We start from the raw sequence: 10,026 nt of genomic DNA, 5'->3' as shown, positions 1-10,026 counted from the left end.
GTGATAACTAGATCTGTACAGACTGGGGGCGCAATAGCGCCCCTTGGTTGATTTTCTCCTAACGTTATAATGCGCTTGGTTCGTTTTTATTAAGTGTTATTTTTGAACATCCGAAAATACTTGTTCATAGGCTTTAGGTATAAGAGCGCCATTTGTTAATGTGAGCATTATCTTACTCACAATCGAATATTTCAATTCGCCATCCTTTCCCTTTTTACAATGTGCCAGCAACCCTGGATATTTATTTTTAACGGCGACTTCCAATTTGTGGCCATTCATCATTAAATACTCTGCGTCAGTGAATAGTTTTTTTCTGATACATATGACAGCTGAGAATCTTTTTTATTTTCTCTTCCTAAAACATTATAAATAAATCGATCAACTAACTCTTGAAGATATTCGTCGTTATTTAGACAGTCTTGCCAATTAATGTTCTGACCACAAAAGTCGACCATCTTGTTCAAATTAGCCTTTGTTTTCAATGGCCCGGCCATGGTCAGAGGGGAAGGAGCCTGGGTGCAGGCTGACTGGTCTGCATCGCGTCAAACAGTTCGGCGCGTGCAGCGTCGAATCGCTCCCACAGGGCTGTGTCTGCCATAGACGGTAACGTGACCGACTCGCCTTGGTCGAAACCGGCCAGGGCGGCGTCGACAAGATGCTCGGCAGACATCACAGTTTCTTGCGGCAATGCTGCCAGTGGTACCCCGGATATATCCCAAAGATCGGTAGCTGTGGCCGCGGGTAGCACCACTTGAACCCTGATATTGGTATTGACCAGTTCTTGCTGCAGACCCCGGCTGAAGTTGAGAACAAAGCCCTTGGTGCCACTGTAGACGGCGCTGACCGGCAACGCATGAAGTGCCAATGCCGAGGCAATGTTGATAATGACCCCCTCGTTGCGTGCCTTGAACGCCGGCAGCACGGCCTGCGTCAGGCGCGTCAGTGCAGTGATGTTCAATGCGATCTGCGCCAGTGAGTCTTTCAGCTGTGCGTCGGCAACTTGGCCCAGCTTGGCAATACCGGCGTTGTTCACCAGTACATTGATGGCGGAATGACCCGCGAGGATGCTTTCCAGGGCCGCGAGGTCGGTTTCTTTCTCAAGGTCGGCCACCAGGGTGTCAGCCTTGATGCGGTATGTCTGCTCAAGCCGAGCAGCGAGACGCTGCAAGCGGTCACCACGCCGTGCGACGAGCAATAGGTCATAGCCACGTTGGGCAAAACGATCCGCGTAGATGGCGCCAATACCGGATGACGCACCGGTGACAACCGCGACTTTTCTAGATGAGTTCATGGTATTCCTCTATCAATCAGGTGATTAAATTCTTGATATTCAGTTGGTTTTTTACATCATTTTGATGACGACTTTACCCTTGGCATGGCCTTGGGCCAGATAGGCAAGCGCCTCTTTTGCCTGCTCGAACGGGAACACCCTGTCGATCACGGGCCGGATGTGTCCCTGCTCGAGGAGTTTGCCGATTTCGGCAAGTTGAACCCCATCTGGGCGCGCAAAGAGAAAGGAGTAGGTAACGTCCCGCTTCTTCGCAAGGCGCATGATCTTGCGGCTCATCAACCGGAACAGACAGGTCAGCACTATGTTCAGCCGCCGATCACGCGCGAATGCGGCGTCCAGCGGCCCAACGAGCGAGACGATCTTGCTCCCCGGCGTGAGGATGCCAACGGACTTCTCTAGCGCATCCCCCCTGATGGTGCCGAGTACGGCGTCGTAACCGCGCAGCACGTTCTCGAATTCCTGTTTCTTGTAGTCGACCACCTCGTCGGCGCCCAGGCTGCGCACCAGTGCCACGTTGCCCGTGCTGGTGGTGGTGCCCACTTTGGCGCCAAGGTGTTTTGCCAGCTGGATAGCGAACGTGCCGATGCCGCCAGCTCCCGCGGGAATGAACACCTTCTGGCCAGCCCGAAGATGTGCTCGCTCCTTCAGCGCTTGCCACGAGGTGAGCCCGACCATGGGGATAGATGCCGCCTGCACGAAGTCCAGATTGGCCGGTTTCAACGCGGCTGCGCTTTCCGGCACCACCGCGAACTCAGCGATCGATCCCGTACCCAGGTCGAAGATGTTTGCGAAGATGGCATCGCCTGGTTTGAAGCGCGTCACGCGGCTGCCGACCTCAGTCACCACTCCGGCCAGATCGCTCCCTACAGTGGCCGGAAATTGGAAATCCAGTATCGGCTTGAATATCCCGGTCAGGATCATGTTGTCGATCGGGTTCACGGCCGCAGCGTGGACCTCAACGAGTAGCTCGTCGGGCTTAAGCGTGGGACGGGGCAGGTCGGTGAGCCCGATGTCGGGCGACTTGCCATAGCGTTTGAAGGTGAGTGCTTTCATTGTTTGGCTTTTCATCTTTGGCCTTTCATTCATGTTGGATCACTGGAGTCAGTCAGAAAATCCAGCACAGCTGGCACAAAGGCTTGGTAGTGCTGGAAGATGCCCCCATGCCCGGCATTCGGGTAGATAGTCAGCTTGGCATTCGGCAGACGGCGAGCCATGTCGGCCGAATGGCGGCTGTCGACCATCAGATCACGATCACCGTTGGCGACGAACACCGGTTGTGTGATGACAGATAGGTCATCTGGCTCACTCAATCCTGCAGTTCTGATGGCCTTGAGTTGTGCCTGTCTGGCCTGCAGGGAAATGGGTTTGTCACGGTTATCTGTGCGCTCCTTCAGCTTGGAGAAATACGCTTTCGCAGCGCGCTTGCCATCCGGCGTGCGGGGGAAAAACAAGAAATTCCTCGGATCGCTCAGCGTGAGCGCCGCTTTGAGGTAAGCGATGACGGCAATGCTGGTGATCCCATCGATACCGCCGCCCCCCCGTGGTCCAGTGCCAGCCAGGACAATCCGACGCACCAGGTCAGGAGCCTGCAAGGCCACCATCTGGGCAACGCCACCGCCCAATGAGAAGCCGAGCAGATCGACGCTGCGAAGTCCCAAGGCACGGATGAAGGCGATGGCATCGCGCCCCATCTCCTCGATAGTCTGCGGCACCACTCCCCCCGAGGCACCCACACCGCGATTGTCAAAGGCGATAACCCGACGCTGCGCGGCGATGCCGTCGATGACACGGGGATCCCAGTCGTCGAGCACGGCCATCAGGTGGTGCAGGAAGATCACAGGCACGCCGGAGTCGGGACCGAGGGCCCGGTAGGCGAAAGGTACCCCGCCAACGTCAATCGTGCGGGTCGGTACATCTTTCCATGCCACATTGCCTGTCTGTGGTACCGCAGTCGCTGCGTCGGTACCTGAAGATGCTCCGGTTGCCGGGGCGATGCTTCTGTCGTTCGTGCTCATCAATGAAACCTCAGTGCCGGGTGGATTGCACATAGTCAAAGTGTTAGTATCAAATTAGTACTCACGATACGATCGATTCACCAACAAGTCACTATCAAAACAGTATGAACATGGAAAATAATTGCAATCTCTCCTGCCCGATCGCGCGCAGCTTGGCTGTCGCGGGCGATTCGTGGAGCATATTGATCCTGCGAGATGCCCATGCGGGCCTTACCCGCTTTGACCAATTCAGAAAAAGTCTGGGTATTGCCCCGACTATGCTGACCCGCCGGCTGGCGACCCTGACGGAGGAGGGGTTGCTAGAGAAGCGGCGCTACTCGGAGCATCCGCCACGCGAGGAATATCTGCTGACCACTGCCGGTCGCGACTTTATGCCGGTGCTCTTCATGATTGGCGCGTGGGGACGCCAGCACAGGGGCGGTGGCAAGCTGGTTCGTTTCCTCGATGCTGAAACGGGCACAGAAATCAAAGCCATCGCGGTGGATGAGGTCACAGGGGCCAAGATAGGGACTCGCCCTATGCGTATGGTCATGCCGGATGAAGTCTGACGGGGTATGTGAGCAAACGGATAGATGGAAAGGGTATTTGGTGGCGACTTCCTGGATCTGCTCGCACTGACACCGGCTGCGCCATTGTGAGTGGCTGACGGGGGGCAATCTTCATTGGCCTGCTTGTGCTCCCTTCATGCGGCATGCCGCTGGGAAATGGATGTTGTTGCTCCACCAGCACTAGCCCGAAGCGATTCACGATGTCGGTCTGGGCGCTGCCAAGCGCTTCAGCCATCTCTTTGAATGCAAAAGCCCCGCGGGTGGGGCTTGTGGTCAGGTGATGTTTATCCGGACCTCTATTTTTTGAGGTGCTTTCTGATGGCCTTGCCCGAGGTGCCGACGGCTTTCACCGCTCTTTTCAGCTGGACTTCGGTGCACTCAAACGTCTTGATCCACAGCTTCATCTCATAGGGGTCGTTGACGTTGATGCTCTTGGCATCGAGGGGATGGGCAATGGTATTGTTGTCAGGCATAGGAACCTCAACTTGTTGAAATGGTTGGCGAGACAGCTGTCCCGGCTCGGTGCTCATGTTCCTCTATATAAGTCGTGGGCGTGGTGATGGGGCTCACACAACGCGGGTAGCGGGTGAAACAACGCACCCTCATGACCCCCGTCATCGGACCTGGTGCCAAGATGATGCGCATTGAGCGCAAAGAGGTTGCCATATCAGGTGGCTGGCGGGGTCATCCTCCCGAGCATCCCGAGCATCCCGAATACCCCAAAGTATCTTGACGGTCACGGGAGGCTTGAGCCCGCAAGCGCCATGGCCAGATCAGCGAGCCTCAGGCCGGGGTGGCGAGTATGGGGCCCTTCATCAGGCAAGAAAAAGGGGAGCCAGGCTCCCCTTTGGTTTGTTGCACAGCGGTCAGAACTTGTAGAGCCAGGAGACTGCGGTGAAGTAGCCGTTGTAGTCCTGATTCAGGTTGCCGAGGTTGCGCTCTTCGCCTGTGTAGAGGTAATCCACATCCTGGAAGTATTCGTAGCGCACATCCCAGCGCAGCGAGTGCTGCTTGGTGAGCTGATAGAGGGCATAGCCTTCCAGCCGGTGCTGCTTGCTGGTCAGATCCGGGTAGTCATAGCCCTTGCTGGCGTCCGTCTTGCCGCGGCCATAGGCGAAGCTGTAGTCGAACCCCAGCTCCAGATCCCGGTCAAACGCCTTCTTCTGGGTCAGTCCCAGCCCCAGGGTGGTGATCTCGTCGCGCACCGCCGTGCTGTAGGGATCCCAGTCCGGCGCGCCTGTGTAGGCATGGTTCTGGGCTGAGCTTATCCACTGCAGGTTGCTGAACAGATGGCCGCTCAGGTTGTCGTCAAACTGCTGGTTGAGGGTGAGGTCGAGGCCATAATCCTTGCCCTCGCTGCGCCCTATGTCCGACTCCTTGTAATCATCCTTGGCCCACCAGCCTTCCAGGCTGGCATCCAGCCCCTCGCTGAATTGGTAGCCGAGGTCGGTTCTGAGCTCCACCCTGTCCCTGTCCGCCAGATAGAACTGGCGCAGGGTCGGACTGCCGTTGCCACCGTCGCTGTCATGGCGCCAGTCAGAGCCGTTGCGGGTGCTCCAGGCGAGCTTGCCGCCCAGTTGCAGCGCCCCGGCCGGGCGATAGCGCCCTTTGAGGAACAGGGTGTGCTCGTCGGTGTCGCGCCGATCGGCCTGCTCCCGCTGATCGGCCTTGTACTGGTAGCCGGTGGTGAGCTTGACCGCGCGACTGAGCCGGTAGTCGGCTTCCAGATCCGCCTTGCTGCGGGTGCGATCGCTCTTGCTGCGCTGCTTGCCGACCACGGCGTATTCGTCCGACTTGTCCTTGCGATCCCGATACTCGCCGCCGGCGCGCAGGGTGAGATCCCGGCCAAAGCGGCCCACCCACTTGGCGTCGGCCTGCAGGGTGCTTACCTCGCCGTGGAAGTCATCCTGGGCGACGGGGGCATTGCGAAAGGCGGTCAGGCTGCCGTTGGAGCTGGCCTGGCTGCTGAGCACGCGCCCGGTCAGGCTCTGCCTGTCCCAGTTGTACTGGCCGGAGAGGCTCAGCTGGTGGAAGTTGTTGTCCGGCTCATAGGCGCGCTCGTTAGCGTAAGGGTCGGTGACGCTGCCGTAATAGAGGGCCGTGTCATCGGTGCGGTAGAGGGAGCCGTTGTAGGCGAGATCGACCAGCCAGCCCTTGCCCAGATAACTGACGCCGCTCTTGACCAGGGTGGTCGAGGTGCCGTCGACGGGCTTGGGCAGGAGGCCGGGCACGCCGCCGACTCCGGGCACGGTCGGCTGGTAGTAGGCGAGGGTGGCCTCTTTTTTCTCATGAGAAAAATCGGCATAGGGGCGCCACGGGCTCTTGGGCGTATAGGCGAGCCCGGCGGTCAGCTTCTTGCGCACCACCTCCTTGTCAAACTCGGCCAGCTGGCCCTGGGTCAGCGGACTCTCTCCCGGTTGATAGACGCTGCGACCATGGGAATTCCAGTAGAAGGGGGACTCCGAGTAGCCCAGCCTGGCGCGAACGCCATCATAGTGGCCCTGCTCCAGCGCCAGGCTGAAGCGCTCCATGCCGAGGTTTTTCGCCTCGAGGGAGCCGTAGCGGGAGCCTTCTCCCCGGTATTGCAGATCGGCGTTGAAGATGCCGAGCATGCCGCTGTCCTGCTGGCTGGGCACCCAGTTGCGAAAGCGGGTGGCGCCGTCATCGTTGGCATAGCCGGCCCCCAGCCCCACCTCGCCAAACCAGCCTTCGTCGCGCTCGCATGACTTGCAACTCCAGCGCTCACTCTTGGCCGGCTTGGCCTGCTGCAGGGAGTAATCCCCGACTGCCAGCGGCTGCTCGGCCGCCTGGGCCGAACAGACCGCCAGCAGGGAGAGCCAAAGTGTTGAATATTTCATGACTTCTCTCCTCAGCGTCGCAGGGATTGACCATTGGGGTGGTTGGTCCCGTGGATCTGGTTATGACAATTCAGGCAACTGCCGCCACGCACCTTGAGATCCCCCTCGGGGATGGAGACGTTGGCATGGGGCACGCTGTGGCACTCCTGACACAGTTGCGGTACCCGTTTGTTGAGCAGCGCCTGGTTGATGGAGCCGTGCGGGCTGTGGCAGAGGGAGCAATCCTCGGTCACCGGCTCGTGTTCCCACAGGAAGGGGCCCCGTTTCTCGGCGTGGCACTCGTAGCAGCTCTCGTTGAGGCTGGGCTGCTTCAGGCTGGCCTCGTTCTGCGACTGGTGCGGGTTGTGGCAGCTGGAGCAGGGCAGTTCGCCATTGAGGATGGGGTGGCTGGTGCGCTTGTGCAGATCGGCCTTCTGCTGGGCGTGGCAGCTGGTACAGGTCTCGACCTGCTGCTTGCTGTCCATCACAGGATCCTTGGCCTGGTGCAGGCTGTGGCAGCTGGTGCAGGAGAGATCCTCCACCGCGTGGGCGCTGGCATGCCAGCCCATCCGCTTGGCGTCTGTGTGGCAGGAGAGGCAGACGCTGTTCTGTTTCTCCACCGGGACCGGCGAGTCGGGGCCGAAGGTGATCATGGGTTCCCGCTGTTGCCCCTTGCGGGGGTTGCGCGGGTGGTTGCCGGCGGGGCCGTGGCAGGCTTCGCACTGCTTGTCCGCCATGGGGCCATTCTGGTTGCCAAGGTTGCCGTGCACATTGTGGAAGATGCCGGTGGCGGGCTTGCGCGAGTCGGCATCGTGACACTTGAGGCAGGTATCGGCGCCCTTGGGGGAGTATTTTCCCTGATCGAATTTCTGGTCTAGGGTGGCCTCGACCTGCAGGCGCGGATCGGCATCGGCCGCCGCCGGCCGGGCATCACTCTTGGCCCAGACAGGCAGGCAACTGAGTGCCAGCAAACCCGCCAGGAGCCACTGCGGGGTGGTTATTTTCATATCGTGTCCTTCAACGGCAAAGGGCCAGGGGCAAGTCCCCTGGCCTGGTGGTCTCAACGGAAGTCATACACTTTGTGAACCTTGTCGACGCCCTGCTCCTGCCCGACGGCATGGCAAGACGCGCACTGTTCAACCCCGGTGGCGGCTTCTATCGTGTCTGCACCAAAGATGGCGCCGTTGTTCTTCATGTGGGTTGCCCACTCGTCCCCGGCGGCCGGGTTGTCCGGCTTGACCAGACCCAGCGGCGACTTGAGGTGGCAGCTGGCGCAGACCACCAGGGTCGGGCTGAAGAACTTGGGCTGCTTGTTGTCTGCCGTGGTGCTTACCAGGGAGGGGCGCTCGTTCTGCTGGTTGGGCAGGTTGTATTGCGCCTTGGTGTGGCAGGACTCGCAGTTGTTCAGCTTGCCCGGGAAGGTGGCATCCCCGCTGCGGTGGGAACCGTAGGCGTGGAAGGAGTGCACGTGGTACTTGAGGTCGCCCGGCACGCCCGCGTAGAAGGAGCTGCGGGTGGCGTTGTGACAGCTGGTGCACTGGGCAAAGTCCTTGGAGGCGTGGGCCGAGCCCGCGTTCCCCTCGGTGTGGATGGCCAGATCCTTGTGACAGCCGTTGCAGGAAGTCAGATCCGCGCCCGCCTTCAGCACATAGCTGCTGTCGACTCCGCCCTCGACCCGGAAGTAGGCCTTGGCCGGATTGATGGCCGCGTAGGAGAGGGCGCTGGCTGTGCTGCTGCAGGGGAGCAGATCCCCGGCCGCGAAGGCGCCGTTGCGATCCGCCTTGCGGGCCACGCAGACCTGCAACTCGGCGACCGTGGCCGCCAGGGTGCCGGTGACCTCGTTGCCCACCTCTTTGCGGCACAGGAAGCTGCCGCCACCCTGGCTCTCGCACTTGGTGAAGTCAATCTTGTTGCCGGTGACGAAGGTTTGCGGGTTGGTGTAGGCCAGCTCGTAGCCGCTGCCCTGATCCCAGTTGACCAGGATGTAGGGGGCCTTGGCCAGATCGCCGTACTTGATGTACTTGAGCACCCCGTCCATGGTCTCGACCGGGCTGCCATCGGCAGTCACTGTCAGCTCGACCTCGATGTTGGGTGCGGCATAGCGCACGTCGTCAAACTTGAACACCAGCTTGTCGCGACCGGCGGCTTCATTGGCGAGATAGCCCATGTGCACGCTGCTGGGGGACTTGGTGTTGCCCGGCTCTTCCGCATGGCACTGGGTACAGAGGGTGCCGCTGTTGATCTTGCCGTTGATGTGGCTGACGTAGCCGGTCGTCGTGGTGGAGTCCGCATGGCAGGCGCCGCAGGGTTTCTCCTGGGCATGTTGCCAGTTGTTGGCGTTTGGCGTGGTCGGAGTGACCCCCTTGTGGCAGGTGTCGCAGTTGCGCGGATCCTGCGGGAAGTGGCTTACCAGCTTGGTGGCGGTCGGGTCCAGATTGCCGTGCAGCTTGTGCACCAGAGTGGTCAGATCGCCCCGTCCGCTGCCGGGCACGCTCTCGTTGTGACAGGTGACGCAGAGCTTGGGATCGGCCCGGTTGCTATGGTGGATTGGCTGCTTCATGTGGCAGCTGTCGCAGCTTTGCTGCTCCAGTATGTCGCGGGTCAGCAGTGGCGCCGTACCGGCGGGCACCCAGTCCAGCACATAGTCGGTGACCGGAATGTCGTTGCTGCCACCGAAGTAGATGCCGAGGCGGTGCGTCGCTGCCTCATCCCAGCGGATCAAGCCGTTGTTGTCCAGCGAATCGCTCGGATAAGGGTCGCGCACCGTGGTGGCATTGAAGGAGAAGGTGTAGCGGTACTGGCCACTGCCAAGGGGTTCCAGCTTGCCGCTGTTTTCACCGGTCGGCCGGTTGTTCTTGGTGCTGTAGATGAAGCTCTTCCAGACGACAGGGTCTTGCCGCGCGGCGTCACGGCCGGGGATCACCTTGGTCAGGGTGAAGGAGGGGAGTGTGGTTCCCAGCTCATAACCCTTGCCTTGCTTGTCGGTGACGCTGAACTGCACCGAGAGTTGGCCGCTTTCGTTTAACTGGGGGGGGGATGCCGAGATGATCAGCGAGTCCGGGGTACCGGGCGGGGGGGGCGGTGGATCTGTCTTGTCGTTTCCGTCGCCACCGCCACCACAGGACGACAGGGCGAACACCATTGCTGCAGCCACCAATACTTTCCAGTATTTCATTGTTTTATCCTTTTTTATCGGACTTATTGTTCCATGTATGAGCCAAGTCAAAAAATTCCCAAAAACATACTACTTAAGGGTCAAACGAGGACTTAATACGGTATAAATAATTTCCATCTTAATTGTAAGGTTTATATATTGACCGGCGTTGACCGAAGTC

General features: G+C 59.6%; 8 protein-coding genes. 1 reads left to right on the top strand and 7 read right to left on the bottom strand.

Annotated features, from left to right (window positions below):
- Positions 1 to 496: 496 nt before the first annotated feature.
- From BN1118_RS13390 to BN1118_RS13380, 3 genes are read right to left on the bottom strand one after another with little or no spacing between them, the layout of a single operon-like run.
- Positions 497 to 1,291, bottom strand: coding sequence for an SDR family NAD(P)-dependent oxidoreductase (locus BN1118_RS13390; protein ID WP_043556588.1), 795 nt, complete (start codon positions 1,289 to 1,291; stop codon positions 497 to 499).
- Positions 1,292 to 1,342: 51 nt separating this feature from the next.
- On the bottom strand, positions 1,343 to 2,359 hold the full coding sequence (locus BN1118_RS13385; RefSeq protein ID WP_244463614.1) for an NADP-dependent oxidoreductase: 1,017 nt from the start codon (positions 2,357 to 2,359) through the stop codon (positions 1,343 to 1,345).
- Positions 2,360 to 2,373: 14 nt separating this feature from the next.
- Positions 2,374 to 3,306, bottom strand: coding sequence for an alpha/beta fold hydrolase (locus BN1118_RS13380; protein ID WP_080741166.1), 933 nt, complete (start codon positions 3,304 to 3,306; stop codon positions 2,374 to 2,376).
- A 104-nt stretch (positions 3,307 to 3,410) separates the two neighbouring features.
- Here BN1118_RS13380 and BN1118_RS13375 point away from each other — a divergent pair, with 104 nt between their 5' ends.
- The gene (locus BN1118_RS13375; RefSeq protein WP_043140632.1) at positions 3,411 to 3,854 is read left to right on the top strand and encodes a winged helix-turn-helix transcriptional regulator; all 444 of its coding nucleotides are present in this window, start codon (positions 3,411 to 3,413) and stop codon (positions 3,852 to 3,854) included.
- Between the two features lie 296 nt (positions 3,855 to 4,150).
- Here BN1118_RS13375 and BN1118_RS21220 read toward each other — a convergent pair whose 3' ends face one another.
- The 4 genes from BN1118_RS21220 to BN1118_RS13360 all read right to left on the bottom strand — a co-directional run bounded on the left by BN1118_RS21220 (position 4,151) and on the right by BN1118_RS13360 (position 9,866).
- Positions 4,151 to 4,327: a DUF3606 domain-containing protein gene (locus tag BN1118_RS21220; RefSeq protein ID WP_080741165.1), complete on the bottom strand. Its 177-nt coding sequence runs from the start codon at positions 4,325 to 4,327 to the stop codon at positions 4,151 to 4,153.
- Positions 4,328 to 4,720: 393 nt separating this feature from the next.
- Positions 4,721 to 6,712 (bottom strand): MtrB/PioB family decaheme-associated outer membrane protein, encoded by a 1,992-nt coding sequence (locus tag BN1118_RS13370; protein ID WP_043556586.1) that lies wholly within the window; start codon positions 6,710 to 6,712, stop codon positions 4,721 to 4,723.
- Between the two features lie 11 nt (positions 6,713 to 6,723).
- Positions 6,724 to 7,698 carry a DmsE family decaheme c-type cytochrome gene (locus BN1118_RS13365; protein ID WP_043556584.1) on the bottom strand — a complete coding sequence of 325 codons (975 nt, stop codon included), beginning with the start codon at positions 7,696 to 7,698 and terminating at the stop codon, positions 6,724 to 6,726.
- Positions 7,699 to 7,751: 53 nt separating this feature from the next.
- Positions 7,752 to 9,866, bottom strand: a complete 2,115-nt coding sequence (locus tag BN1118_RS13360; protein WP_043556583.1) for an OmcA/MtrC family decaheme c-type cytochrome — start codon at positions 9,864 to 9,866, stop codon at positions 7,752 to 7,754.
- Positions 9,867 to 10,026 lie beyond the last annotated feature (160 nt).

Origin of the sequence: Aeromonas bestiarum (assembly GCF_000819745.1) — a bacterium.
Lineage (GTDB): Bacteria > Pseudomonadota > Gammaproteobacteria > Enterobacterales > Aeromonadaceae > Aeromonas > Aeromonas bestiarum.
The sequence above is the reverse complement of the archived record's forward strand: the minus strand, read 5'-3'. Positions and strand labels throughout refer to the sequence as shown.

What these genes read in the sequence shown, in the direction of transcription:
- BN1118_RS13375 (WP_043140632.1), top strand. Translation starts at nt 3,411, where the DNA reads ATGAACATGGAAAATAATTGCAATCTCTCCTGCCCGATCGCGCGCAGC.
- BN1118_RS13385 (WP_244463614.1), bottom strand. Translation starts at nt 2,359, where the DNA reads ATGAAAAGCCAAACAATGAAAGCACTCACCTTCAAACGCTATGGCAAG.
- BN1118_RS13370 (WP_043556586.1), bottom strand. Translation starts at nt 6,712, where the DNA reads ATGAAATATTCAACACTTTGGCTCTCCCTGCTGGCGGTCTGTTCGGCC.
- BN1118_RS13380 (WP_080741166.1), bottom strand. Translation starts at nt 3,306, where the DNA reads ATGAGCACGAACGACAGAAGCATCGCCCCGGCAACCGGAGCATCTTCA.
- BN1118_RS13390 (WP_043556588.1), bottom strand. Translation starts at nt 1,291, where the DNA reads ATGAACTCATCTAGAAAAGTCGCGGTTGTCACCGGTGCGTCATCCGGT.
- BN1118_RS21220 (WP_080741165.1), bottom strand. Translation starts at nt 4,327, where the DNA reads ATGCCTGACAACAATACCATTGCCCATCCCCTCGATGCCAAGAGCATC.
- BN1118_RS13360 (WP_043556583.1), bottom strand. Translation starts at nt 9,866, where the DNA reads ATGAAATACTGGAAAGTATTGGTGGCTGCAGCAATGGTGTTCGCCCTG.
- BN1118_RS13365 (WP_043556584.1), bottom strand. Translation starts at nt 7,698, where the DNA reads ATGAAAATAACCACCCCGCAGTGGCTCCTGGCGGGTTTGCTGGCACTC.